Consider the following 26244-nt stretch of genomic DNA (forward strand, 5'->3'; position numbering starts at 1 on the left):
TTATGATTCATTTATTGTTTTATTTAATGCTCTAAACAATGGCAATATTGTGCATGACTCACAGGGAGGTGTCATCATAAACTGGGTAGCTATTCGGAATGCATTTTGTACTACTTTGCAAATATCTGACTACTTACTCTTGCCAGCACCTAAATGAGCTGCTAACTATAATCTTGCTCACTCTATCCATCCGTATCAACGATGGTTATTGACGATAACTATTGACGGTAATTAGGGATTATTCACAGCTTGCTGTCGTTGTAATGCCGCATAACCATCTAAACGCTTGCGCTCAGTGTCATTAAATAATTGCTGTTCAAGCTGATTGATTTGAATTTGCGCTTGGGCTACATCGACACCTTGACTTAATAAGCGATTTTTTTGAGTTTCATACTGGGTGAAGCGTTGGTCAAAATTAGCGTCTTCTTGATCTACTTGTGCCAGCCTTTCTGCTGCTGGTGCGCCTACTAGCTCTCGGCGCATATTATATAACTCCTCAGGCGTTGCACCACGAGCTTTCATCTGTTCAGTGCGAGTCATCAACTCGCTAATATTGGCCTGTTGCATGATATTGGCTTTAGTAGCATTATCTGGCAATCGACTGATATAGTCCTGACGGGCAGCTTGTTTCTGTGCGTCAGACATCTGCTTATTTTGGTCAATTCTGACCATCTCTATACTATAATTATCGTAGTCATCCTCTGCACCAAAAAATGCTGTGATGGTTTGCTTGTCAAAGTACTGCTGACGTAAATTAGCGACATCTTGTTTTTGTTGGGCAACTGCATTCAAATCCAGCTCACCACTTTTGGTCGCCTGTAATTGCAGATTACCATAGCGCTTTTCTATCTCAGGAAGTGCTTTAAGATAAGCAACATATTGATTAAAAATAGTGACAGCTCGGCTAGCGGCAGGCTCTGGTGTGTGATGGCGAATATAACTCTCCACACGGGCAAATATAACCGCTTCTTCTTCCTCACCTAGGGCGGATAAAAAATAATCAAACAAACGCCGCAGACCTTCAGTGACGACTAACTGTTTATTTTCATCGATGATGATTTCACCATCAATCTGGGTACCCTTTAATGAACGTGGTAAATTTTCTAATCCTGTGACAAATTGAGACTGGCTGGGTAGCGTTGTCGCTTTTACGACTTGTCCCGCAGCCAACTCAGTTGTCATTGACTCGTTAGTCTCATTATCGGAGACGGACGGTTTGATTGAAGTTGAATTTATATCGTTGCTATCAGGCTTGAACCATAAAATAACCGCCGCTGTGGCAATGATAACCACGGTGATGATAGCAACTGTGACATAGGCTGGACGGCGGTTATTTGACATAAACGATATTTCTCAATCAATGAACATTATTATTTTACAGTTCAGCTTATAGGTTGGCGTTTTTCAAACGGTTTACCTGAGTACGATAGATAGATTTTGGCTCAGACTCTCCCCATGCCGTCAGACCCAAGACTTGATCGGCGGAATCCAAATGGTTCATTCTATAATTATCACGAATCACATAGCCAAGACGACTTGAGCAAGCAGATACCAATCCATCATTAGACTCACCTGCAAACGGTACGCCCGTTGCGGCCAATAGGTAATCGCTAGGGTCAAGTGCGCTCGTTATTTGCCCAACGCCGCTAAACGAATAATACTTGATGCCATTGACCGCCGTACTAGTCGGTTGACCACAATAGCTTTTTGGCATTGCTGCAGGAAATTTGGCATTGAACTTAGCAGCACCATCGGTCGATAGAGCCACGAGCGCTTGCCAGCCATCTTGCTCTTGTATTTGATTGAAACTGATACCAGAACCAATATCTGTAAAGCCACCAATCAGATTAAACACGCCTGATACGAGCTGGGTGGTGACATTAGATGGCTCGCCAGAAGTATTATTTGGCTCAAGGACGTTTTTAACAAAATCAGCGGTTTTTGACCCTTGTTCTGGGCTTGATACCGCGGTTACTGAAGCCACGTACTTTGGCGCGACGCCAGCGACATAACGGATATCTATACCGCCCTGACTGTGTCCAAACAAGTTGACTTTAGATTCACCTGAAATGGCAGCAATGGTCTTGACCTGTTGTAGCAGTTGCTCACCTCGAACTTCGCTGTTATTGACCGCTGACGTTTTGGTGGTATATACCTCTGAGCCACCTTTCATCAAGTCTTCAGGAATCCCGTTAAAATAGTCAATGACTCCAAATAGCGTTGTGAAGCCGCCAAGTCCATGTGCTAAGACGACTGGATATTGAGTTTTAGTGTAACTAGAAGTGAAATATTTACTGTCCACCAACTTGCAACCGTTAGCATTGGCACAATTATAGTATTGTCCTGCAGCTTGAGCAGAAGTGGTTTGCATGGTCATTAGAAGCACACCAGCACTGATTGAGCCCAGTATCGGTAACAATTTTTTTGGTGTGAGAGCTGCACGAATGTACAAAGAAAGCGTCATAACAACATCCTTGTTATCATTGATTTGGTTATTTTTACTGCACAACTACAGTAAAAATTGCTGCTAATTCCGTTAGCAGGCAAAATTACATTACTTATATATCCTGCAACATTCAACTAATTTGTCAAAATATGAATATATTAGCCTGACTAATGAGTCATATAAGCCCTCACCATGCTGTAAAGCAATTATTATCAATGATAATGATAGGTTCACTATCACTTAACATAAAAGTGTCACTAGTACGTTTATGGTATAATCTATCCACAATGAACCCATAATTATAAGATATACGATGATGACTAAAAAATCCCTTATCCAGTCTCCAGAAGCCATAGAAAAAATGCGTGTGGCCGGTAAACTCGCTAGTGATGTCCTTGTCATGCTCGACGAGCATGTCAAAGTGGGCGTCAGTACCGAAGCACTCAATCAGATCGCCCATGACTATATTGTTAATGTGCAGCAGGCTATCCCTGCCCCACTTAATTATAATGGTTTTCCAAAATCTATCTGTACCTCAGTCAACCATGTTGTCTGTCACGGTATCCCAACTGAAAGCAAGCTACTAAAAGATGGTGATATTATCAACATCGACGTGACTGTTATCAAAGATGGTTACTATGGCGATACCTCAAAGATGTGGATCGTCGGCAACGGCTCTATCATGGCACAGCGTATTTGCAAAGTGGCACAAGATGCTCTTTATGCAGGTATGAGCGTGGTCAAGAACGGTGCTCGCTTAGGTGATGTCGGTGCTGCTATTCAGGCCGTTGTCGAGCCTGAGCGCTTTAGTATCGTTCGCGAGTTCTGTGGTCATGGTATCAGTGATGAATTCCACCATGAGCCACAAGTCATGCACTATGGCAAAAAAGGCACTGGTTTTGAGCTCAAAACAGGTATGACGTTTACCATCGAGCCTATGATTAACCAAGGCACGTGGCAGACTAAGATTTTGCCTGATGAGTGGACGGCGATTACTAAAGATCGCAAACTGTCTGCTCAATGGGAGCACACCATGGTCGTAACAGACAATGGTTGTGAAGTGTTTACCACTCGCCCCGAAGAAGATTTAAGTTTTTTGACGCAGTAGTACAATCAAAGATCGCTTAGGCGGTCTTTTTTTTGGTCTTTAATTAGGGCGTGTTTGATATTCAACCATGGCACTGACAGAGACTATTTTTTAGACAGTTCGACGTTAAAAATAGTAAGTTTAGCCATTCTAACCGTCGATTTTTAACAATGAAATGGCAAAAAATAGCCCTGTCTCCTTCTACTAATATTGGAGCTGAGGCTAAAACTGCCCCATACTGCGTTGTAAACCTAGTTAAGGCACAAGCATTACCGTCGTTTTACGCCTTGTCTAGAACAGTTTTAGCAATCAGCAGTGCCTATTTGTGAATATCAAACACGCCCTAGTCCATATTGAGTATTGTGCTTATAGGCGCTTTGTCTTTATACTCAGATGACCTGATAACTTCTATTGATATATTTATCAGCACCTATATTGATATATGCTATTCGTGACTTTTATTAACCATAAGCACATTAGATGCCCAATAGCGCTCAGCTCAAACGTTCTATTTCTAAACTCTTAACTGGATAACACTCATGTTTAATTGTGATATCGCCTCTGTTGATTTGACGCCTTTACCGATACTACCAAGTGAAGTGGCGACAGACTCATCCCCACTGTCAGCTAAAAATGTGACAGACAAGAATCTACTTGGCATTCCTGAATGGTTGGCACAAATCAACGACGATATCAGCCGCTCATTAGAACGTGGTACTAACATTCGTCAGCTGGTTGCAGCACGCGCTTGCGCTATCGACAGCCTATTGATTGCATTATTCAAATGGTTTGAGTTAGATAAGACTGATTTGGCGTTTTTTGCGACTGGTGGCTACGGGCGCGGTGAGCTATCGCTCTACTCAGACATCGATATTTTGCTCCTGTCTCCTGGTGAAATAGGTGCTGATGCCAGTAGTAAAATCGACAAACTGGTCGCTCTACTATGGGATATAGGACTAGAGCCTGCGCTCTCTGTACGTAGTGTCAATGATGCGCTAGAGGCTGCGCTTGATCATACGATTGCCAGTGCTCAGCTAGAGGCTCGACTCCTAATCGGCAATGAAACATTGCAAGACATGCCTGCTCAAATCGTCAATAAACAGTGGTCTCCTAGCGCCTTTTTTGATGTAAAAATGGAAGAATCCAAAGCGCGTTATTTGCAGCACAATGCCACCGAGTACAACCTTGAGCCCAATATCAAAACAGCACCGGGCGGGCTACGTGATATCCATATCATCGGCTGGGTCACTAAGCGTTATTTTCGCGTGAGCAAGCTATATGATTTAGTGCAACAGAACTTTTTGACTGAAAAAGAGTTTGATGAGTTGAGCTTTGCCGAAGGATATTTATGGCAAATTCGACATTACTTACATGTACTGACTGGCCGTAATGAAAACAAGCTGTTGTTTGATTATCAACGTGAGATTGCTCAGCTAATGGGCTACGAGACCCAGCCTGATGACCAGCCTAATGCTGCGGTCGAACGGTTTATGCGTGACTATTATCGCTGTGCGATGCAGATATCAACACTGTCTGAGATGCTGACCAATCATTATTATGAAACGATCATAGAGCCGCAGCTGCCTGACGATGAACGTCCAAAAAAACAGCCTATAAATGCGCGATTCAATCGTATTGGCAACCAGATTGCCATTGCGCATCATCGAGTTTTTGCACAGCACCCTGAGTCTATCTTAGAAATGTTTTTATTGATGGGTCAGCATGGCATCGATAAAGTTCGCACCCATACTTTGCGCGCACTCAAAATTGCCGCGCGAGGCATCGATCAGATATATAGAGACAACCCTACTCACAAAGCGTTGTTTTTATCGAATTTAAAAGAACAAAACTACCTGTTTCATCGTCTACGTACCATGAATCGCTATGGGGTATTGGGTAACTATATTCCTGCGTTTGCGCAAGTTACTGGCCTTATGCAATATGACTTGTTCCATCGTTATACGGTAGACGCGCATACTTTATTTTTAATTAGAATCTTGCATCGATTTACAGATCCAACCTTCCATGAAGAGTTCCCTCTAGTCAGCTCTATCTTTCAGCGTATCGAGCGTAAAGAGATTTTGGTGCTGGCAGCGATGTTCCATGATATTGCTAAAGGCCGTGGCGGCGATCATAGTGAACTTGGTCAAACTGAATCGATTGAGTTTTGCTTATCGCATGGTATGAGCTTGGCTGACGCAAACTTAGTAGGCTGGCTCACGCGCTATCACCTTCTCATGTCGATTACTGCACAGAAAAAAGATATCTCAGACCCTGAAGTGGTGACTATTTTCTCTGATCTTATTGGCAATGTAACTCATCTAAACCATCTGTATGTACTGACGGTGGCTGATATGAATGCGACCAACCCACAGCTATGGAACAGCTGGCGGGCGACCCTCATGAAACAGCTATACTCACAAACTAGGCGCATCTTGCGCGCTGATATCGATGCGCCTACCAATCGTCAAGATATGATTAGTGCCACACGCAAGCAAGCGTTGACGATGCTAGATAATGTCAATAACCAACATATGAACCGCGATGAAGTATTGCGTCTATGGGATGACTTGGGCGATGAGTATTTCTTGCGAGAAATTGCAGAAGATATCTTATGGCATACTGAAGCTATTTTGAATCACCCACCGATTGGATTGGCTTCTAATGCTGACAGTCCGCCGTTGGTCGTTTTGCGTGAACATCGCGAATTGGCGCTTGATGCGGTACAGGTCTTTGTCTACACCCAAGATCAGACGAACCTATTTGCCGTTACTATGGCAGTGTTTGATCAGATGAATCTCGATGTTTTAGATGCACGAATTATCACAGCGACCCGTGACTTTGCCTTGGATTCTTATGTATTGCTAGATCCTAGTGGCACATTGCTGGTCGATGAGGAGAGCCAACAAGAGCTAAAACAACGCTTAATTGACTCGTTCAAAGACCCTACCGTGCTTAAACTGACGAACAAGCGTATGCCGCGTCAACTAAGACACTTTGAAGTGAAAACGGTGATTAACTTTGAGTTCAATGAAGCATCAGGCCAGCACATCATGAGCTTAGAAACGCTTGATCAGCCAGGGCTATTGGCGCGAGTTGGGCAAGTTTTCTTGCAAGAGCAAATCGAAGTACATGCTGCGCGTATTACTACTCTAGGTGAGCGTGCTGAGGATATGTTTTATATCAGTGATCAAAACGATAAGCCACTCTCACCTGATAGACTGGAAGCATTAAAGGAAGCGCTATTAGCCAGTCTTACCGTTCAGAAAGAGCATAATAGCGTAATATATTTTTGATACGGCTAGATAGTTTTGGTTAACCATTATTTTGAATATTAACTAGCAAAAGTAGTCTGATAGTCATCATAGAAGTACGTTTTATAACGTACTTCTATAAGTTATCTCGCTAGCATGTTCGTTCAATTCATCGTCAGCAAGATCTGGCGGCAAAACACCTACTTCAAGTGGCTGCTGCTCCATGATTAATCGTCCAGCATCGACTTCTTTTTGTAGCAAACATTGCAAGCTTGCTAGGTGAAACTGTCCATCTAGATAATCGTCTAATGCTTCTAAAGAAATAGGCGACTTGGCATGTATATCAGGATACAGGCTATCCTCTGCCAAAATAATCATCTCATTGAGCGCCTCTTCGCGCATCAGCTCATCGTTGTCTATTTTGCGCTGCAGTTTGTTTTCCAACTGGCCTTTAGCAGCAAGTGCGCTGACAAAAAATAGGGTCTGTATTACAAACAAAGAGATGTATTGCCATAGCGGTAATGAGATACCAAATATATTATTGAGCAGCATCAAGGCCATTGCCACTACCACGTAGCCGACCAATTGCCATAACAGCCACATAATGAGGCTGTTTTCACCATACCAAAACATTTTCTTTTCTTGACGTTCGATCAGTTGTTGGCGCGCTTGCCACCAGCTCTGTTCACGCTCTTTGAGCAGCTTATACAGGTTAGAACGCTGCACACTGTTATCAAGTTTTTCATTATTGATATCTTTAGCGATGAGATCATCATTATTTAGCACACTAGACATATCAAACTATCCTTAAAACGATCTACCACTTTTGTGATGTAGTCATTTTTTATATTGTTATAGATTATAAATTATGAAAGGTTCAAAAGACTTTTGAGCGACTACCTATTTGGTAGTCATACAATGAATAGCTTACGTTTGGTAAATGCCTATTCACGATATAAGAAGAAAAGGACAAAAAATTAGAGAAGTGCTACACTGCTCTAATGTAAATTTTCTTTATAACTTTATTATTAATTGTCTATTATAGTTATCACACTTATGAATCACAACTTAAAGCATCTCCATCCTTATCCATTCGCAAAGATGGCAACATTGCTTGCCGATAGCAAGCCTGCCAACGGTTACAGTGAAATAAAGCTCGGTATCGGTGAGCCGAAACATGAGCCCCCTGCATTTGTGCTGGACGTCCTACGCGAAAACTTGGACAAAATAAGTCGTTATCCAACTACAAACGGTATGTTTGAGCTGCGCCAAACCATCGCCCACTGGTTAGAGAAGCGGTTTTTTCTTAATCACGTCGATGCCAATACTCAAGTATTACCCGTGATGGGTACGCGTGAAGCGATTTTTAGCTTTGTACAAGCGGTCGTTGATCATGATGTAGCTGACAAAGAGAGCGATTCTCTAGCGTCTAACACATCGCCTACAGTCGTCATGCCCAACCCGTTTTATCAGATATACGAAGGCGCTACGATATTGGCACAGGCAACGCCTTACTTTGTCCCTTGTACATCAGCTAATGACTACAAAAGTGACTATCGCGCGGTACCAAAAGACGTTTGGACGCGTACGCAGCTATTGTTTGTCTGTAGTCCAAACAATCCAACAGGCGCCGTCATGACAATGGATGATTGGGAATACCTCATTCGTCTGTCAGATCAGTACGGTTTTATTATTGCCAGTGACGAGTGTTATAGCGAACTGTATTTTGATACAGCTCCGATTGGATTGCTTCAAGCCTGTGCGGCCCTTGGTCGCCGTGATTTCAAAAACTGTATCGTGTTCCACTCTCTATCCAAACGTTCAAACTTACCGGGGTTGCGCTCTGGATTTGTGGCTGGTGATGCCAAAATTTTGCAGGCTTATTTGCAATATCGTACTTACCAAGGTTGTGCAATGCCGATACCACACCAGCTCGCCTCTATCGCTGCGTGGCAAGACGAAAAACACGTCGCTCATAATCGAGCGCTATATCAAGAGAAGTTTGCCCTATGGATGTCTGAGCTTGGGGAATTGCTAGAGTTACGTATGCCTGATGCTGGGTTTTACTTTTGGGTCAAAGTACCTGAGCAGTTTGGCGGTGATGATGAAATCTTTGTCAAAGCGTTGTATGAGCAAGCCAATATTCATGCATTGGCAGGACGCTATTTGTCACGTGAAGTTGATGGTCATAATCCTGGACAAGGTTATGTGCGTATCGCTCTGGTCGCGAGTGTCGATGAGAGCCGAGAAGCAATCAGTCGTATCCGCAAATTATTAGGTGCTTAAAGCTAATTAGAAAAATCTAATGTAGCTGAGATAAATGTCGCTATATTAAAAAGCCTCCAATAACCCTATTTATATTGTGGTTATTGGAGGCTTTCTGGTTTATTAATGCTATAGTAAAGCCTCTACCGAAAATATGCCATCAAGGATGATGCCATGCCCCATCTTGATTTTAGCCAACCGCCTTTCGATGTATTGAGCTTAGCCGAGCGTCAAAGCATTAGAAAAAACACCCAAATACGCTACCTTGCTAAAAGCGAGAGCTTGCCTGCAGAAGAGCTGCAATGTCTGTATGTGGTCATCAAAGGACAGATTGAGCAGTCACTAGATTGTGAATTTGTCGCGTCCTATGTCGGTAGCAATCACGCTGACGGTCTGAACAATAATGATTGGTTTGATAGCCGCCGCCTACCTGAGTCACTGGTCAAGGATAATCAGCTAGAGCCTGAAAGTACACCTATACAACCCTATCAGTTCCGAGCCAGTGAAGAGACGTTACTGCTCCAAGTCGCTGGTGATGCTATCGATAAAATCAGCGCGCAAAATCATCTGGTACGCCAAATGCTATCAGACAAACTGCCTGAACGATTAAAAGCATTGCGCCAACGACGTCATAACAAAACGCTAGATCCTGCCAGCTATACCAACCAACAAGAAGTACAGCAAATCATGCTGCAACCAGTGATAGATGTTCATCTATTACCAGTCCATATCGTCGATGCCAATGATAGCTTGTACGAAGCGGCCCGCATCATGACCAAAGCTGGATTAAAACATGTGCTGGTCAGACCGATACATAGCTTAGAGGGTTTAAATGGTTCGGATAGCTCACAAACAGCGCAACATGAGACAAGATTACTCTTAGGGATTTTGACCGATACTGATATTTGTCGCGCGGTAAGTGACAGACAAGATCCAGCTATCACCCCTTGCCAGCGCTATGCTAATTTTAATCTCCGTACCATCAAAGCCAGTGATGAGATTGGCGATGCGCTACTAACCATGACTCGCTATCGTATTCATAGACTGCCAGTCATTGATAAGAGTGGCAATGTCGTCGGTGTGCTTGGGCAAAGCGATATGCTCGCTCATATTGGTCATCATTCACAGCTGATTAGTATTCAAATCGAACAGGCACAAGACTTATCGAGCCTAGATACCGCTGTTGAGCTGATCGGGCGCTATATTCGAGCACAGCATCACAATGGTGTCAAAATCGGCAATATCAGTCGTATGGTACAGACGCTAAATGCGCAGGTATTTACCAAGCTATGGCAGCTAATCGTACCTGATGAAGTGATGGCTAATACCTGCCTTATCGTTATGGGTTCAGAAGGGCGCGGTGAGCAAATCATGCGTACCGATCAAGACAATGCGCTCATCATTCGTGATGGCTATACACACCCTGATTTAGCACAGTTTGCTGATACTTTTAATAGCCATTTAGCAACGCTTGGCTACCCACTGTGTGATGGTAATATTATGATGACCAATCCTATGTGGCGACAACCGCTCAAGCAATACACTGCACAAATTGACCTATGGTTTAGGAACTCCGACCCGATGCATGGTGTTTACTTGTCTGCGATACTAGATGCTGAATACGTCTGCGGCGATGAGTCACTGCTTACTCAAGTACGTCAGCACTTAGAACTTGCTCATCAACAAGCAGATCCTATGTTTGTCAGGCAGTTTGCGCGGGCAGCGCTACAGTTTGGTGATGTTAATCAATGGTGGCAGAAGTTTGTACCTTTACTAGGTGGTAAATCAGCATCATCTGATATTGACCTAAAAAAAGCCGGTATCTTTCCCTTGGTTCATGGCATCCGCACTTTAGCATTAGAAAACAATGTGCTCGATGTGCCTAGTACCAAGGCGCGTTTAAAGGCTCTGGTACAGGGTGATGCTATGACCCAAGAGCGTGCCGATACTTTACTAGAAGCGCTAGAGTTTTTTATGGCGCAGCGCTTATCTGTGGCGCTCTCAACCGATGATAAGCATGCACGGCAAGTGGATCCAACGACTTTGACTGCGCTTGAACGTGACCTACTCAAAGAGTGTCTGTCGGTGGTCAAAAGCTTTAAGAATCAGCTGCGTCAACGCTATCAACTAGAAATCGCATAAGTGTGGCCGTCTTAATATAGAGGCTTCATAAATACAGAAATTTTACAAATACAAAAATGACATATATAGATGAGCGATTAATATGAGCTGGTTACAGCAGTTATCTTGCGCTTGGCAAAAGACGCAATTGCAGCGTCCAGAGCTGGCCTCAATGTTTACGACACCTTCGGCTGAGAAGTGGGTGGCGATTGATTGCGAAATGACAGGACTGAACCCCAAAAAGCATCACCTGCTGTCTGTAGCAGCGATACATATTAATAGCAATACCATCGACACGGGTAATGGCATGCACTTGGTTTGCAGACCTCCTGTAATGCCAGACCGCGACACTATTGTCATTCATGGCTTGCGTACCGCCGATGTTGAGCATGGCATGAGTTACGATGACATGTTGGCACTGCTGCTACCATTCATAGGTAATCGACCAATCGTTGGATTCTGCACACAGCTAGACATGGCTTTTTTAAATCCTTTGGTAAAACGCTATATGGGAACCTCGCTACCAAACGAAGTCATAGATTTGCGGCACCTGTACAGTCGGCGTATCAGCGGACATACACAAGGGCTTTCTGGCCAAGCCCAACATCTGAATCGCATATTAGCCCATTACAATATTCCTGAACTGGGCGCGCATGATGCTTATAACGATGCTGTTATGACGGCGATGGCTTTTTTACATGTGCGTTAGCAGCAAGTCATGCTCTCAGTTCAATCTATAGTTAGAGTTAGTTATCTAAATAAGGGCGTCATTATCGCTAGGGCGTGTCCTCATTTTGAAAATGGTGATAAAAATGAAGTAAATGGTAGTCAAACAAGGAAAGGAGTACAGATAATATCGAGATATTAGCCAGCTACTTGACGCAGTTTGGCAAAGATTTAGCCATTTTTAGCCCATTTAAACTTTATTGTTCAGATTGATGACACGCCCTAAAATTGTGCTGCTGGCATCGTGCGCGAAAACAGCAACTCATGTTACCATAGGCTGTTTTTGCCACCTGATGAAAGATGCTCATGCGATACCCTTCTAAACGCCGTCATTACTCTACTGCTGCAACCAAAATTGATACGCTTTGTCGTCATTTGCGACCGCTGAACCAACCTAGTAAACGTCTATCTAGGTTAGCGTTATTGGCAGCAGTTATAGTAGCGCCAATACATGCACAAGCCGTGTTGCCAGCAGCCATTCAAAAAGCCTTGGCACGTGCCGATCTAACAGAAGCGGATATCAGCATCGTGATTACACCTGTGGGTGACAAGGCTGCCAGCCGTCTGCCTACTCCTATTCAAGTCATTGATAATGATGAATCTGACAGCCAATCTGCAACTACTATAGTATCTGAGCATCCAGTTACGAACGCCTCTACGGATACAAGTAGCAGCGATCCGAGCCATCAGAGCGCGTTAATTACCATAGAGCAGCGCACCATAGAGCAGCGCACCATTGAGAAGCACGAGCAAAAAATACATGCTTATACTGATGACCCTTATACTTATCAGAGCGTAGAGAGCATTCCAACGGTTATCCCTGACCAACCTCAGCATAAACTTGATCAGAATGCCAAAGCCCAAGATACGGCAAGTAATAATAAAACCTCTATAAAGATTTCATTTTCGCCTTTGCTAGATCACCAGTCTGACATCCCTCGGACGCCTGCCAGCACCATGAAACTCGTGCCTAGCTTTATCGCTTTGGACACTTTAGGGGCGGATTTTGTGTGGCATACACGGGTTTATCACACAGGTATTGTCATCGGCAACCGTCTACATGGTGACTTGATTATTCAAGGAAGTGGCGACCCCAAAATGACCCACGAACGTCTGAAGCAATTGCTGTATAAAGTGCAAGCATCAGGTATTCGTCATATCGATGGTGACATCATCATCGACAGCGCAGTTTTTAATAATGTTAGTAAAGATCCAGCCGCCTTTGATAACTCACCGCTACGCCCTTATAACGCTAGTCCTGATGGGTTTTTGGTTAACTTTAGCACCATTGGTATCAAAACTTACCCTCAGGATAATGGCCAGGCAAGCGTGACCTATAAGCCGCGGTTAGCCAATTATCAGCTGCCTGCTACAATCAATACCCGTGCAGCCAGTTGTGGGCAAGCAAGCTATAGCCTAGCGCCGCAGTGGCAAAACACGCAGCTTGTGTTAAATGCCAGTCTGCCAGAGAGCTGCGGCGAGCATATCTTTTATGTGGCGTATCCCAATGCCAAAGAGTTTGCGGCACACGTCATCGCTGCCAAATGGCAAGCGTTGGGGAATACTTTGAGTGGGCAGGTCATCTCGCAAGAAACCTCTTACGATGTGACCAAGACAACAAAACGAGCGCACGGGCTTACGGCTATCGCGATGTCGCCTCTACCTATGGTCAGCTATCCGTCGTTGAATTTAACCGAGCAGATTCATGACATTAACCACTTCTCAAACAATGTCATGGCTGAGCAAGTGGCGCTATCTATAGGCGCTTACGATAAAGGAAGGCTGACTCATCCAATACCTTCTAGCACAACTGCGACTAGTCCAAGCAGTCATGAAGTCAAAGCTAGTAATGAGATGGATAATAAAGTAGCGGCTGTTAAATCTAATGGTAAAAAGGCTGATAGCTTATATCAGTTTGGTAAGCCTACTACGACAGACTATCCAGCAGCCTTACAAACCATCAATCAATGGTGGCAAACCAACCTCAGTACACCGCCGCCTCATTTGACCAATGGCTCAGGACTTTGCCGTGAGTGTACTATCACTGCCGCCAACCTAAGTGAGCTACTGACTTATGCTTATAGTCGACCAAATTTTGAAGCCTATGTCGATTCGTTAGGGGTCGCTGGGGTTAGTGGCACTATTGCCGCCCATAGCGATCGCTTGCCTGAATCAACAGCCACTGGCCGCGCATGGATAAAAACTGGTACGTTAAATAACGTCACCTCAATGGCAGGTTATGTCAAAGGACTGTCAGGACAGGATTACGTTGTCGTCGGCATAATCAATACTGATCAAGCATTAAATCCTTATGCAGCAAGGCCTGTATTAGATGCCATGCTCGACTGGACGGCACAGCGTTGATATTTTAATTAACGCTTTAAGTCGATTTATTATCAATACTCTATTTTTTACCTTTATAAAGGTTAGCTTATGTCACGCCAGACAACCAGTCTCAACAAACCTCAGACGCTTGTACAAGTGCAGCCCAAAATGGCACGATATGTCGGTTTTTTTGCGATTGGATACACGCTCGCCAGTACCATATTTATGATGATACAGACCAAACTTGCGCTCAATCCACAATTGGTCATGGTGGTTTCTATTATCGTAGGTGCCTATATCGCTGTTAGTAAATTTATCAAACATCAGAAGCGAGCATTAGCGCGAGATGAGATTAATAAATTGATGTTTGGTGGGGTTGTGATTGTCTGGATGCTGACGGTCATTTATTTTTCAGCCATCTGGTTTTGGCTGTTTGATACGATAAGCCGTGAGGTACTGTTTGAGATGGCGATGCAGCGTCCACTGCCCCTGCTTTCATCACTAATGCTGATGCTGGTTCTCACTCTAGTCAGTGCGCGAATCAGTCTATGGTCTATCAATCGATTATTAGACCCTATACGCAAATCAACGTAAGTACAAACCATCATCTACAAGGTGCTACAAAGTTTTCCCCTGCTAATGCGTAAAATCCGTTAGGCTAAGTTTAGGGCGTGTCATTATTTTAAGAATAGTACTAAAAATGAGACAAAGTAAGGCGCGCCCTAGTAAGTAAAGTTTTAGCGATGACTTGTTTTACCTTTATAATAGGAGCGAACATTATGGACATGATCTTTTTTGACAGCATAGACAAGCTTGGTCGTATTGTTTTGACAACTGTTATGGTCTACGTGTTGATCGTGACAGTTACCAAAATCTCTGGCAAACGCTCGACGTCGCAGCTCAATAACTTCGATTGGATCGTAACGGTCATGATCGGCTCGTTAGGTGCCAGTACGATTTTGCTCAAAGACATTCCCTTTGTGGAAGGGGTTTCGTCGATTTTAGTGCTGTACCTATTACAATTTGTGGTGACCAAATATGCGGCTATTTCACCGCAATTTAGTAACTTTATTTTATCAGAGCCGCGTATCGTTTTTTATCAAGGGCAGTTTTTGCCAGACGCCATGCGTGATGAGCGCTTGACGCGTCAAGAAATCGAGTGTGCCATGCGTTCTGAAGGGATTAATAGTTTTGATGATGTCGAAGCCATTGTCTTTGAGTCTGACGCAAAGCTGACTGTCATTCCAAAGCCAAGCCAAAGTGGTAAAAGCGACGATGATCAAAACACGAATAGCAACGTATCAGAGACGATTAATCCTCTAATGTAAATTGCAGACAATAAAGAACGATACAACTATTAAGAACACGGCCTAATAAGCTTGAATTCAATTATCGAGATGTAAGTATTATGAAAGTAAGGATTTTGACCGTTGGTAATAAAATGCCTAGCTGGGTACAGACGGGTTTTGACGAATATTACAAACGCATTCAACCAATGCTAAGCACAGAAATTGTCGAAATTGCGGCTGCCAAGCGGGCAAAAAATCCTTCAGATGCTAATTTGGCACAGTACCGTGAGCAAGAAGGTCAGGCTATATTAGCCGCTCATAATGCATCAAGCCGAGAGCAATTGTGGGTATTAGATGTCAAAGGCAAGATGATTTCGACCGAAGGACTGGCTGATAAGCTCGCTGATGGCATGCTGCAAGGCGATGATATTGCCTTGGTCATCGGCGGTGCAGACGGCGTCTCACCAGAAGTATTGGCAAAGGCCGATGCAAAATTATCATTGTCAGCACTGACATTGCCGCATCCGCTAGTACGCGTCGTACTCATGGAACAACTGTATCGCGCGATGAGTATCAACAATAATCACCCTTATCACCGTGGTAATTAAATAAAATACTAAGCTATTTTTTTGATTTGGAACATCAGTCGCAGAATAGATTGAAAAATTGGTGCACGCCCTAATAAATGCAACATGAAATATCCAAAACACGCGACACCCAACGCCTCTAAGCCCTCTCATCAACGTGATGACCATCATAGTGTGCAAACGCCTATCACAGCGGCTGCCGTATGGGAAAATACGTCTGATGTAGCGCCCAATATATCTAAGCTACCAGCGCTATTTATCTCGCATGGCGCGCCCACGCTTGCACTTGAACAGTCTGCTACGACCAGCGCACTGGCACGAATCGGTCAAAACTTACCCAAGCCTCGTGCCATCGTCATTATGTCAGCGCATTGGCAGTCAGCAAAGCTAGAGATTAGCAGCAATCCACAGCCAAAGACGTGGCATGACTTTTCAGGATTTTCGCCTGAACTTTACGACATTCAGTATCCTGCTATAGGCCAACCAGCGCTGGCTGAGACACTTGCTCAGCAGCTGACTGCACGTGGTATCACTTGTAGTGTCAATCCAGTGCGTGCCTGTGACCATGGTGTGTGGGCGCCCCTCAGACATCTGTATCCAGAAGCCGATGTACCTATCGTACAGATATCACTGCCACAGCATTATGACAGTATTGCCTGCTATCAATTAGGCGCACAATTGGCACATCTACGTGATGAGCAAATTCTCGTCATTGGCTCAGGTAACATTACGCATAATTTGCAAGCATTGCGCTGGGAAGCTGACAGCATCGATCAAGCAGCCAAAACGTTTAAGCAATGGTTGTTGCAGCAGCTCAAAATAGACATTCCCACGGCGCTCGACTGGCAGCAGTATCCAGACTACAAGGACATTCATCCAAGTGATGAGCACTTGCTACCGTTGTTTTTTGCACTAGGTACTGGTCAGCGCGTCTCTGTCGTTCATCAAAGTATGGCCCATCATAGTTTGGGTATGGATATCTATCGCTTTGATTGAGTGCGACCAATACGAACACTAGAGCTTAACCTTACTTCTCAAAAGCGTGTTTGGTAAATAAACCTGCGCGCTCCATCTCGCCCGCCACGCTGAATAATGTCTCTTCATCATTCATGCGCCCGATTAATTGCATGCCAATCGGTAGGCCTTTTTTGCTCATACCAACGGGTACTGACATTGCGGGTAACCCTGTAACATTACCCAATAACGTAAAACCCATCTTACCTAATACAGGTGCGCTGAGCTTTTCTATCATGCCTGAGCTAAAGGCATATCTACCCATATTAAAGCCCTTGTTAAGCACCTCGGCGCTACGCATCATCACCTCATCCATACGGCTAGGCGGTAACACACCATGCTTTACTGCAGGCGTGGGTACAGTCGGGCATAAAATCATGTCGTAGTCTTCTAGTAATAGACCTGTCTGATACTGGCTATGATGCCAGCCATGTTTGGCGTGTGCCAAATCAACCGCTGATAGCGAACGCCCAAGCAGTGCCATATTATAGGTTTGCGGCTCTAGGTTTTTGATCTGGTCAGCCCCAAATTCACGCTCGATATTATCAATCGTAAAAGCCGTATGCGCGCAGACCACAACGATGAAGTCATGCCAAAACTGATCGATATTGATGTTTGGCTCAGCTGGTACTACCTCGTGACCCATAGACTCTAGTTGCTTAGCCGTTTGCTCAAGTACCGCCAACACTTCTTTGTCCACTGTCGTATTGGCTATCAAAGGCTGCTGATGCAAAGCAATTTTTAGCTGGCGCGGTGCACGCATGGCCGCTTGCAGAAACGTGCCGTCTGGTGGAGCAATAACGTAAGGGGCACCAATCTCTGCTCCACTAGTGGCATCTAGCATCGCTGCACTATCGCGTACCGAACGCGTAATGACATGGTCAGCAACGGCGCCTTCCCAACCTTCACCAAGATTAGGGCCCATTGGATTGCGTCCGCGGCTTGGCTTTAACCCAAACGTACCGCACCAAGCAGATGGAAAACGTATCGAGCCGCCACCATCACCGCCGCCTGCCATCGGTACAATACCACTCGCAACTGCTGCTGCACTGCCCCCTGACGAGCCGCCAGAGCTATAGCCTTTTTTAAAAGGATTGTGAGTAGCACCATGCGCTTTTGGCTCAGTGGTGATAATCAAACCAAACTCAGGAGTGTTAGTCTTGCCAAAGGTATTAACACCTGTCGCCTTCATCCGTTTGACGATTTCGCTGTCTTTTTCTGAGATGATATTGACGCTGCGACTGCCCATCGTAATCGGCTCGTCGGCGAAGCTAAATGATAAATCTTTTAGCAGATACGGCACGCCAGTAAACACACCTGAAGGCAAACCCGCCTGCGCAGCATTGTAAGCGCGCTCATCAAAACGATGCACGATAGCATTTAGCTTAGGGTTGATTTGATTGGCTTGATGGACAGCAGCATCTAGCAATTCCTTCGCGCTTACCTCACCTGAATTGACCAATACCGCTAAGGCTAGTCCATCATATTGAGTATATTCTTTAAACATAACTAACCTTCCCTAGTTTGATAGTGTTTAATAAGATTAAATTTTACGTTCTTAATTATAGTTACACATAAAAAAAGTCAAACAACTTTGCTCGACTTTTCTATTATTTAAAACTTTATTTCAATTCGAACTGAACAAACCTATTCCACTCTTCAATTGCATTGTTTATAGATTTTTGATGATTTTTAGTTCCCCGGTTTTGTTCTTCAACAAAGTCGTTAATACAAATTTGATATTTATTAACGTCATCGACAAACCTATTGTACTGGGCTTCGGATGTAAAATTGTAGGGCTTACTAGGCTTAGAGCAGTACATATGCTTTTGGAACGTATCAGCAAACGCTATATCGGAGACACCTAAAGACATAATGATAATAATGGATACCAATTTCTTCATAAAACCTTCCTATATATTCAGCAGGTGCAGTTAATACTTTTGATACTTATTCTAATATGAACCATTAAAGATAACTAATTAAAACCAGTTTTTAAGGATAGTATTTATCTACATCAATAGTTCACGTTTGCCACTTTTGCCCATCGAGCTGACTAATCCAGCTTCTTCCATAGAGTCGACAATACGCGCAGCACGATTGTAGCCGATGCTGAATTTACGCTGAATGCTTGAAGCAGAAACCTTACGTGTTTCCATGATGAAGGCCACGGCATCATTATATAAATCATCATCTTCACCAGAGGCATTGGCTGTACTACCACCGCCTGGGCTAGACAATTCAAAATTGCCTGCCATATTATCAATATAATCAGGGGCGCCGCGCTCACGCCACGCATCACAGACACGGTTAACTTCTTCGTCACTAACGTAAGCACCATGTACACGATCTGGCTCGATTTGCCCTGGCCCCAAGAACAACATATCACCGTTACCTAGCATGTCCTCAGCACCGCCACTATCCAAAATCGTACGTGAATCGACTTTTGAGTTGACTCGTAGTGCCGCACGCACTGGGATATTGGCTTTAATCAGACCAGTAATGACATCGACTGATGGACGCTGAGTCGCTAGCATTAAATGAATACCGGCAGCACGCGATTTTTGCGCCAAACGTGTGATGAGCTCTTCGGCTTGTTTACCAACTTGCATAATCATATCAGCAAACTCATCCGCGACAATGACAATCATGGGTAGTGTTTTTAGCTTGGGTGCTTGGCTAATACTTACGCTGTCATTTGGACGCCATAGAGGATCGAGCATTGGATTACCTGATTTTTCAGCAGCAATGACCTTTTTATTAAACTCATTAAGCTTACGCACTTTGAGTAAACTCATCAGTTGATAGCGACGTTCCATCTCTGCCACGCACCATGACAAGCTACTGGCCGCTTCCGTCATATCTGTGACTACTGGCGTTAGCAAATGCGGAATATCATTATAGTTAGCAAGCTCAAGCTGCTTTGGATCAATCAAGATAAGACGCAGCTCATTGGGTGTATATTTGAGTAGCATCGATAGTAGCATTGAGTTGACCAATACTGATTTACCAGAACCTGTGGTACCAGCGACTAGCATATGCGGCGCACGCGCAAGGTCGGTAATGATTGGGTTACCACCAATGTCTTTACCCATTGCCATGCTAATCTGCGCTTTCGGGTCTTTGAACGTTTCTGTATTGAGCAGTTCAATCAAGCGTACCATTTCACGTTTCTTGTTAGGCACTTCGATACCGATATACGGTTTACCCGGAATCACTTCTACCACACGCAAAGAAGCCATCGATAGTGAGCGCGCTAAATCACGCGAGATACCTGTGACTTTACTAGCCTTCACCCCAGCAGCCAACTCTACTTCAAAACGGGTGACGACAGGCCCTGGAATAGCATTAACCACAGAGGCTTTTACGTTAAATTCTTGTAGTTTAATTTCTAATAACTCAGACAGTTTTTCAAGCTCAGCCACAGTATAGCTAGGCTTACGATCAGGATCTGGCTTATCCAATATAGACACTTCTGGAATAGGCGTCAGGCTGCTGCGATAAGCTGCCGTTTGCATCGAGCGTGACTTTTGACTAAAAGCTGCATCATCACTAATATGAGGCATGACCGGTACATTAATGTCGTCATCACTGTCGTCCTCTGGCATCATATCAGTGATATGGTTGCTGCTATCGCCCTCTGGGACAGCAAAACTAACAGATGGTTGCGCGGACGTTTTAGGCTCAGGCTGTATATTCGAGACTGGACTGGTCGCTTCCACCGTTGGCGCTGCTTTTGGATTGGCAGGAGGCGTATTGGTTGGTGTCATGTCTGACACATCTGGCACATCTGGCAATGCAGGCTCAGTCTCTACTGTTACCGGAGCAACTTCAGGCTCAGGGGCTACTGCTGTCTTTTCAGTATGTGGCAACTCTACAGGCGTATCAGACGATTGATTGGCAGATCCCTGCGCAAAGCTAATAGGCTCTTCTACAATAGGTTCTGGAGTCTTCTCTTGCACTACCGACTCAGCTGCTACGGTTTCCTGAACAGGCTTAGAGTCTTCAGACGTTTCTACAACAGATTCTGTAGGTTCTGATATATCAGCATGCTCTGCCAACCATGCTTCTGCTAATTTATCTACTTCTGCAGTCTCATGTGTCGTAGAGATTTTAGACTCAGCAGGTTCAATGACTGGCTGACTGGCTAAATTACTACTCACTGACTCATCAACTGATGACTGAGCTAATGATTCTTTATCATTTATATCTGGTTGAGCAGCCGCTTCCGTCGTGGTAGTTACTGCAGTAGCAGGTACTGCTTTCTCTAACGATGCTGTGGTACTAGTACCCGTTTGGGAATAGTTGGGTATAGGCATAGCCGAGCTGTCCATGCCATTAGCACTGTAAGCCATCTGCTCACTTGCAAGTAAATCATCGACCGTACTGGCATCATTCCACGCAAAGCTTGGCTCAACTTTTCGAGCAACAGGTGCAGTCAAGTTTGAAACTAATGGCTGGACTGCATTGTCGGCTGTATTATCAGTAGCAGCTTTAAACTTTTCTGTATCGGTATTTGCCTGCTCACCTCTTGAGCTATTAGGTGTCGCCGCTGCTTTTGCTGCGATGACAGAGGCTTTGACACTATCTGCCAATCCTGATGTTGCCAAAAAGTCTGACAATACACTGCCGAAACGCCCACTACTGCTGACGTCTTGAGTACCGCTAGTATTTTCCGCAGACTGTAACTCAAGTGGCAGCTGCTTATGCTCTACTTTTTTATCTACCGGTTCATCTAAGTTCTGGCTATCATCTTGTAATGCAATGCTCGTTTCAGTAGCTTCAATAGCATCCTGACTTTTTACACCTGAGCCAAGCCACGACAGCGCCCGAACCTTTTGATATATCGTCATCCAATGGATATTAAAGGCAAACGTAGCGGTAATCACAACGAACACTGCTAAGAAAACCACACTCCCCCACTGCGATAGTAGCTGTGCCAAACGCGCCTGTAATTCTAGCCCGATGATACCACCAGCGACACCTTCGAGACCGATTGCGTCAGGGTTTGTGACTTGTTGAACTAAAGAGACCAATTGTGCAAATAATGCGCTAGCACTTAATAGTAAAAACACATAAGCGACCAATCGCATGAGCCAAAACGTTGGCTTGTTTTCCCACCAAATTAAGATAGATTCGTACACCACAAACGCCAAAAACCACCAAGCACCAAACCCAAAAAAGCTATAAAGCAAATCGGATAACCATGCGCCTGCCTCGCCGCCCATGTTATTAATCGTGGTCATATCACTACTGATGTGCGACCAGCTAGGATCGTTGCCTGTGTAAGTCATCAAAATGACAAACAGATAAACGGCCATTATTAACCCAAGGAGGGTAAACATTCCCTTTTTTAAATACTCAATAAGCGGTGCTGATATCACGTAAGATCTGCCTTGTTATTAATACTAAATGGTCGCCAATGCATGACTAAGCCTAATCATGCTGACATAAAGTGTTGACATAAATATACCGAGCGGAGTGTTTGTTTGGCATGTGCCGATCATAGAGCCTTGAAACAACCGTTATCGCTTGGCTCCTACTACACTTGGCATAACTTCTTATAATAACAAATACATAGGTGCAGTGGCGACAGTCTTATCAAGAAAGCGTGTAAGAAAGTAAATCAGTAGACACTTTGTGCAAGAAAACAGCTGGTTAGCGAAACACGAGTGGCAAAATATGGCTAACTGTATTGCCTAAATTCTATAAAATAGTCTCTGTTTTTGCACTTATGTTCCAAAGCTCTTTATTCTTTGATTCTAATGATACCTGTGTTTGTTTTAGCAAACTTGCACTTTGTGCGCTGTGCCCTTATGTTATTATCACACAGCAATTAGAAGAAGCATATTCGTAGTCATTTTTGATATTCGTCTTTTATTATATTTATAACTTACATTTTTAATTCGTATATTTAGCAAGGAACAACTCATGGCAACTGACACTACTGCTCCACGTCACGAAAAGCTCATTATTTTAGGCTCAGGCCCTGCTGGCTACTCTGCAGCAGTTTATGCAGCACGCGCTAACCTTAAGCCAGTTATGGTTACTGGTATGGAAGTCGGTGGACAATTAACCACCACTACCGAAGTCGACAACTGGCCAGGCGATGCGCATGATTTGACAGGTCCTGCATTGATGGAACGTATGAAAGCACATGCAGAACGCTTCGGTACTGAACTGGTCTACGATCACATCAATGAAGTAAACCTAAATGAGCGTCCTTTTCAATTGACAGGTAACAACGGTAGCTATACTTGTGATGCGCTCATTATCTCAACTGGTGCCTCTGCACAGTACTTGGGACTAGAGTCAGAAACCAAATTCAGAGGGCTTGGTGTATCAGCCTGCGCCACTTGTGATGGTTTCTTTTATAAAAACCAAAAAGTTGCGGTGATTGGTGGTGGTAATACAGCGGTTGAGGAAGCTTTGTACTTATCTAATATTGCGTCTGAAGTGACCTTAGTACATCGCCGTGACAGCCTACGCTCTGAAAAGATCCTGCAAGACAAGCTATTTGAAAAAGCCAAAAACGGTAATGTCACAATCGAATGGAACCACCAAGTAAAAGAAGTGGTCGGTGATGACATGGGCGTCAATGGCGTCGTCATCGAATCAATGATTGATGGTAGTACCAAACAACTAGACACAATGGGTATGTTTGTCGCTATTGGTCATAAGCCAAACACTGACTTGTTCAAAGGTCAATTAGACATGAAAGATGGCTACCTGATCGTTAATAGCGGCCTGAATGGTAATGCCACTCAGACCAGTATTGAAGGTGTGTTTGCCGCAGGTGACGTAGCAGATCACGTCTACCGTCAAGCCATCACTTCTGCTGGCACTGGCTGTATGGCTGCGCTGGATGCTGAAAAGTACTTGGATGCACTGGGCGAAACCGTCGCTCGTGATCACACTTATGATTCAACCTTAACTGCAGATAAAGAAGCCTAAATGGGCAACTTTACTCAACAGCACGATAAACACATCACGCCTGAGACTTTAAAAAGTCTTGGGCGTTATGACTTTCCCGATCCCATTTCTATCGATCCTGATGGTATTGGTATCGTCGCGATGGGCGGTGACCTAGCGCCTGAAACGCTGATATCAGCCTACGCTCAGGGGCTATTTCCTTGGTTTAATGAAGATGAGCCTATTGCTTGGTGGTGCCCTGAGCCGCGTTGTGTGATCGTTCCTTCGGCCTATCAACCGAGTAAGTCTCTACGTAAGCAATCAAATCGCGAACGTTGGCAAGTGACGCTTAATCAAGCTTTTGACGATGTCATACATTCCTGTAGCTTACCACGTAGCGATAGACTTAATGACAATCAGCCTGAAGGTGAGCATACTTGGATTCATGATGAGATGATCGAAGCTTATACCAAAATGCATGCGCAAGGCTTTGCTCATAGCATTGAAGTTTGGGACGAGGCAGGTCAACTGATTGGCGGATTATACGGGTTAAAGATAAACGGCATCTATTTTGGCGAATCAATGTTTCACCGAGCATCTAATGCGTCAAAGCTAGCGTTTTGGGGTCTGATGCGCCTGTGTGAACAAAGTAATGTCGCACTCGTCGACTGTCAGTTACCGAACGATCATTTGATGAGCTTAGGTGCGACTACTTTACCGCGTGCTGATTTCCTAGCTCAGTTAGACAACTTGATAGGCAGCCAGTCTGTGCCATGGCAAAAGCACTCTCATAAACCGTTATCCGTATCGCTACTGGATAGCGAATCGCCGTGGCAACTAGAGTTATGATTATCATAGCGAAAAAAATAAGAGGTTATTATGGCACTTGATACATCGTTTCTATTGATTGGTGAGCTAGCAGCAAAGGCCAATACGACCAAAGATACGGTTCGCCATTACGAGCAATTAGGCCTACTAAAATCTCGCAAGCGTCAGGCAGGCTCACGTTTATATACCGAATTTCATCCAGAATGTATCGAACGCATAGAACTAATCAAAAGCGCGCAAGCTATTGGCTTCACCCTTACCGAAATCAAAAACAGTCTAAATGATTATTATGATGGTCATTTGGATATTGATTCGCAGCTCATACTCACTCAGCAAAAATTAGAACAAGTCAAAAAACAGCAAGCCAATATCAGCATAATGGTGGAGCTACTGAGCGAACGCTTGGATATTTTAGGTCGAATGAAAGCAGATAGTGATTATCAGCTTGATGTGGAAGTCTGTAAAAAGAAAATTCCTTTGCAATAAAACTTAAACCTTAGTTAATGCTGCTCTTATATCGTAGCTGCTATAGCCACCTTTATCATAATCACTTATTTTTTATTAGGGCGTGTCCTCATTTTAAAAATGGTGATAAAAATGAGATAAATTGCCGTCAAACGAGGAAAATAGTGCAGATAATATCGAGATATTGACCAACTATTTGACGATGTTTGGCAAAATTTAGCTATTTTTAGCCCATTTAGAGGACACTCGTTTGAATTGAGGACATGCCCTAAGCTTTACTCACTTCATTAAATATAAGTATGCTGCATGATTAATGCATCGACTGCTGGTTTATGTGGCATTTTATAATATCCTTTACGCTTATGAATAATATTGAATGCCTGTTGCTCGTATAACGCTATCGCCGCTGTATTATCGGCACGTACTTCTAACAAAAGACTTTCGACCTGATTGAGCTGTAACAGCTCATGCAGCCTATTCAATACCTGCGAAGCAATGCCTTTTCGTTGGTGCTCTGGATCAGTTCCGATACGCAACACTTCTGCTTGCTCAAAAGTCATTTGATATAAGCAATAGCCAACTATCTCACGATGAGAGACGCTCTCTTCTTTGGCTTGATCGTAAGCAATCAGCAGACGAATACTGTCCTGCTCAAGCAACTCAACCAATGTTTTCTGGTTCCAAGCATCATCTGGTTGCACCATTGCTTCTATATTGGCAACAGTTTGAATAACGTTTTCGGAATTTAATGCATTCGTTGGTAATACTTCTATCGCAAACATGATGTTCCTTTCATTTAATTAGTCTCATCATTTGGTTGTACTTAGATTATATAAGTAAGTGAATACATTATTTATTCTTTATCATAAAAAAAAGCCACCCTAGATAGGATGGCCTTTTTTATGACTAATTCATAAGCTCATTA

At 43.9% G+C, this 26244-nt stretch carries 20 protein-coding genes; 13 read left to right on the top strand and 7 right to left on the bottom strand.

What is annotated here, in order from left to right; genetic code table 11:
- Positions 1-231: 231 nt before the first annotated feature.
- Positions 232-1341, bottom strand: coding sequence for a lipase secretion chaperone (locus CXF61_RS12475; protein ID WP_165598426.1), 1110 nt, complete (start codon positions 1339-1341; stop codon positions 232-234).
- A gap of 46 nt (positions 1342-1387) precedes the next feature.
- A complete protein-coding gene (locus CXF61_RS12480) occupies positions 1388-2464 on the bottom strand; it encodes an esterase/lipase family protein (protein WP_165598427.1) in 1077 nt (358 codons plus the stop codon).
- Positions 2465-2762: 298 nt separating this feature from the next.
- Here CXF61_RS12480 and map point away from each other — a divergent pair, with 298 nt between their 5' ends.
- Both map and glnD read left to right on the top strand, forming a co-directional pair.
- A complete protein-coding gene (gene map, locus CXF61_RS12485) occupies positions 2763-3554 on the top strand; it encodes a type I methionyl aminopeptidase (protein ID WP_371548431.1) in 792 nt (263 codons plus the stop codon).
- Between the two features lie 518 nt (positions 3555-4072).
- The gene (gene glnD, locus CXF61_RS12490) at positions 4073-6829 is read left to right on the top strand and encodes a [protein-PII] uridylyltransferase (RefSeq protein WP_165598428.1); all 2757 of its coding nucleotides are present in this window, start codon (positions 4073-4075) and stop codon (positions 6827-6829) included.
- Positions 6830-6910: 81 nt separating this feature from the next.
- Here the strand turns inward: glnD and CXF61_RS12495 are convergent, their stop codons facing one another.
- Positions 6911-7582: a hypothetical protein gene (locus tag CXF61_RS12495; protein ID WP_165598429.1), complete on the bottom strand. Its 672-nt coding sequence runs from the start codon at positions 7580-7582 to the stop codon at positions 6911-6913.
- A gap of 261 nt (positions 7583-7843) precedes the next feature.
- On the opposite strand from CXF61_RS12495, the gene dapC reads away from it, so the two are divergent.
- From dapC to CXF61_RS12535, 8 genes are all read left to right on the top strand, one after another.
- Positions 7844-9073 carry a succinyldiaminopimelate transaminase gene (gene dapC / locus CXF61_RS12500; protein ID WP_165598430.1) on the top strand — a complete coding sequence of 410 codons (1230 nt, stop codon included), beginning with the start codon at positions 7844-7846 and terminating at the stop codon, positions 9071-9073.
- Positions 9074-9226: 153 nt separating this feature from the next.
- The gene (locus CXF61_RS12505; RefSeq protein WP_165598431.1) at positions 9227-11194 is read left to right on the top strand and encodes a DUF294 nucleotidyltransferase-like domain-containing protein; all 1968 of its coding nucleotides are present in this window, start codon (positions 9227-9229) and stop codon (positions 11192-11194) included.
- A gap of 82 nt (positions 11195-11276) precedes the next feature.
- Positions 11277-11882: a 3'-5' exonuclease gene (locus CXF61_RS12510; protein ID WP_193834231.1), complete on the top strand. Its 606-nt coding sequence runs from the start codon at positions 11277-11279 to the stop codon at positions 11880-11882.
- Positions 11883-12205: 323 nt separating this feature from the next.
- Positions 12206-14263, top strand: coding sequence for a D-alanyl-D-alanine carboxypeptidase/D-alanyl-D-alanine-endopeptidase (locus CXF61_RS12515; protein ID WP_227526688.1), 2058 nt, complete (start codon positions 12206-12208; stop codon positions 14261-14263).
- Between the two features lie 69 nt (positions 14264-14332).
- Complete coding sequence (locus tag CXF61_RS12520; protein ID WP_165598433.1) at positions 14333-14818, top strand: ABZJ_00895 family protein; 486 nt, start codon at positions 14333-14335, stop codon at positions 14816-14818.
- Positions 14819-15003: 185 nt separating this feature from the next.
- Positions 15004-15552: a DUF421 domain-containing protein gene (locus CXF61_RS12525; RefSeq protein WP_165598434.1), complete on the top strand. Its 549-nt coding sequence runs from the start codon at positions 15004-15006 to the stop codon at positions 15550-15552.
- An 80-nt stretch (positions 15553-15632) separates the two neighbouring features.
- Entirely contained in the window at positions 15633-16121 is a 489-nt protein-coding gene (gene rlmH / locus CXF61_RS12530) for a 23S rRNA (pseudouridine(1915)-N(3))-methyltransferase RlmH (RefSeq protein ID WP_057758501.1), read from the top strand.
- Between the two features lie 84 nt (positions 16122-16205).
- The gene (locus CXF61_RS12535) at positions 16206-17096 is read left to right on the top strand and encodes a DODA-type extradiol aromatic ring-opening family dioxygenase (protein WP_165598435.1); all 891 of its coding nucleotides are present in this window, start codon (positions 16206-16208) and stop codon (positions 17094-17096) included.
- 31 nt (positions 17097-17127) lie between these two features.
- On the opposite strand, the gene CXF61_RS12540 is transcribed toward CXF61_RS12535, so the two are convergent.
- From CXF61_RS12540 to CXF61_RS12550, 3 genes are all read right to left on the bottom strand, one after another.
- Positions 17128-18621 carry an amidase gene (locus CXF61_RS12540; RefSeq protein WP_165598436.1) on the bottom strand — a complete coding sequence of 498 codons (1494 nt, stop codon included), beginning with the start codon at positions 18619-18621 and terminating at the stop codon, positions 17128-17130.
- Positions 18622-18736: 115 nt separating this feature from the next.
- The gene (locus CXF61_RS12545) at positions 18737-19018 is read right to left on the bottom strand and encodes a hypothetical protein (protein WP_165598437.1); all 282 of its coding nucleotides are present in this window, start codon (positions 19016-19018) and stop codon (positions 18737-18739) included.
- A 108-nt stretch (positions 19019-19126) separates the two neighbouring features.
- Positions 19127-22498, bottom strand: coding sequence for a DNA translocase FtsK (locus CXF61_RS12550; protein WP_227526689.1), 3372 nt, complete (start codon positions 22496-22498; stop codon positions 19127-19129).
- Positions 22499-23045: 547 nt separating this feature from the next.
- Here CXF61_RS12550 and trxB point away from each other — a divergent pair.
- From trxB to CXF61_RS12565, 3 genes are read left to right on the top strand one after another with little or no spacing between them, the layout of a single operon-like run.
- The gene (gene trxB, locus CXF61_RS12555; protein WP_165598438.1) at positions 23046-24068 is read left to right on the top strand and encodes a thioredoxin-disulfide reductase; all 1023 of its coding nucleotides are present in this window, start codon (positions 23046-23048) and stop codon (positions 24066-24068) included.
- Positions 24069-24875 carry a leucyl/phenylalanyl-tRNA--protein transferase gene (gene aat / locus CXF61_RS12560; protein WP_165598439.1) on the top strand — a complete coding sequence of 269 codons (807 nt, stop codon included), beginning with the start codon at positions 24069-24071 and terminating at the stop codon, positions 24873-24875. It abuts the gene before it with no gap.
- A 30-nt stretch (positions 24876-24905) separates the two neighbouring features.
- Positions 24906-25340, top strand: a complete 435-nt coding sequence (locus CXF61_RS12565; RefSeq protein ID WP_102078510.1) for a MerR family transcriptional regulator — start codon at positions 24906-24908, stop codon at positions 25338-25340.
- A 266-nt stretch (positions 25341-25606) separates the two neighbouring features.
- On the opposite strand, the gene rimI is transcribed toward CXF61_RS12565, so the two are convergent.
- Positions 25607-26101, bottom strand: coding sequence for a ribosomal protein S18-alanine N-acetyltransferase (gene rimI / locus CXF61_RS12570; RefSeq protein WP_165598440.1), 495 nt, complete (start codon positions 26099-26101; stop codon positions 25607-25609).
- Positions 26102-26244 lie beyond the last annotated feature (143 nt).

Source organism: Psychrobacter sp. 4Dc, assembly GCF_002836715.1.
Lineage (GTDB): Bacteria > Pseudomonadota > Gammaproteobacteria > Pseudomonadales > Moraxellaceae > Psychrobacter.

Coding starts and splice junctions, on each gene's coding strand:
- CXF61_RS12475 (WP_165598426.1), bottom strand. CDS start 1,341: ATGTCAAATAACCGCCGTCCAGCCTATGTCACAGTTGCTATCATCACC.
- CXF61_RS12480 (WP_165598427.1), bottom strand. CDS start 2,464: ATGACGCTTTCTTTGTACATTCGTGCAGCTCTCACACCAAAAAAATTG.
- map (WP_371548431.1), top strand. CDS start 2,763: ATGACTAAAAAATCCCTTATCCAGTCTCCAGAAGCCATAGAAAAAATG.
- glnD (WP_165598428.1), top strand. CDS start 4,073: ATGTTTAATTGTGATATCGCCTCTGTTGATTTGACGCCTTTACCGATA.
- CXF61_RS12495 (WP_165598429.1), bottom strand. CDS start 7,582: ATGTCTAGTGTGCTAAATAATGATGATCTCATCGCTAAAGATATCAAT.
- dapC (WP_165598430.1), top strand. CDS start 7,844: ATGAATCACAACTTAAAGCATCTCCATCCTTATCCATTCGCAAAGATG.
- CXF61_RS12505 (WP_165598431.1), top strand. CDS start 9,227: ATGCCCCATCTTGATTTTAGCCAACCGCCTTTCGATGTATTGAGCTTA.
- CXF61_RS12510 (WP_193834231.1), top strand. CDS start 11,277: ATGAGCTGGTTACAGCAGTTATCTTGCGCTTGGCAAAAGACGCAATTG.
- CXF61_RS12515 (WP_227526688.1), top strand. CDS start 12,206: ATGCGATACCCTTCTAAACGCCGTCATTACTCTACTGCTGCAACCAAA.
- CXF61_RS12520 (WP_165598433.1), top strand. CDS start 14,333: ATGTCACGCCAGACAACCAGTCTCAACAAACCTCAGACGCTTGTACAA.
- CXF61_RS12525 (WP_165598434.1), top strand. CDS start 15,004: ATGGACATGATCTTTTTTGACAGCATAGACAAGCTTGGTCGTATTGTT.
- rlmH (WP_057758501.1), top strand. CDS start 15,633: ATGAAAGTAAGGATTTTGACCGTTGGTAATAAAATGCCTAGCTGGGTA.
- CXF61_RS12535 (WP_165598435.1), top strand. CDS start 16,206: ATGAAATATCCAAAACACGCGACACCCAACGCCTCTAAGCCCTCTCAT.
- CXF61_RS12540 (WP_165598436.1), bottom strand. CDS start 18,621: ATGTTTAAAGAATATACTCAATATGATGGACTAGCCTTAGCGGTATTG.
- CXF61_RS12545 (WP_165598437.1), bottom strand. CDS start 19,018: ATGAAGAAATTGGTATCCATTATTATCATTATGTCTTTAGGTGTCTCC.
- trxB (WP_165598438.1), top strand. CDS start 23,046: ATGGCAACTGACACTACTGCTCCACGTCACGAAAAGCTCATTATTTTA.
- aat (WP_165598439.1), top strand. CDS start 24,069: ATGGGCAACTTTACTCAACAGCACGATAAACACATCACGCCTGAGACT.
- CXF61_RS12565 (WP_102078510.1), top strand. CDS start 24,906: ATGGCACTTGATACATCGTTTCTATTGATTGGTGAGCTAGCAGCAAAG.
- rimI (WP_165598440.1), bottom strand. CDS start 26,101: ATGTTTGCGATAGAAGTATTACCAACGAATGCATTAAATTCCGAAAAC.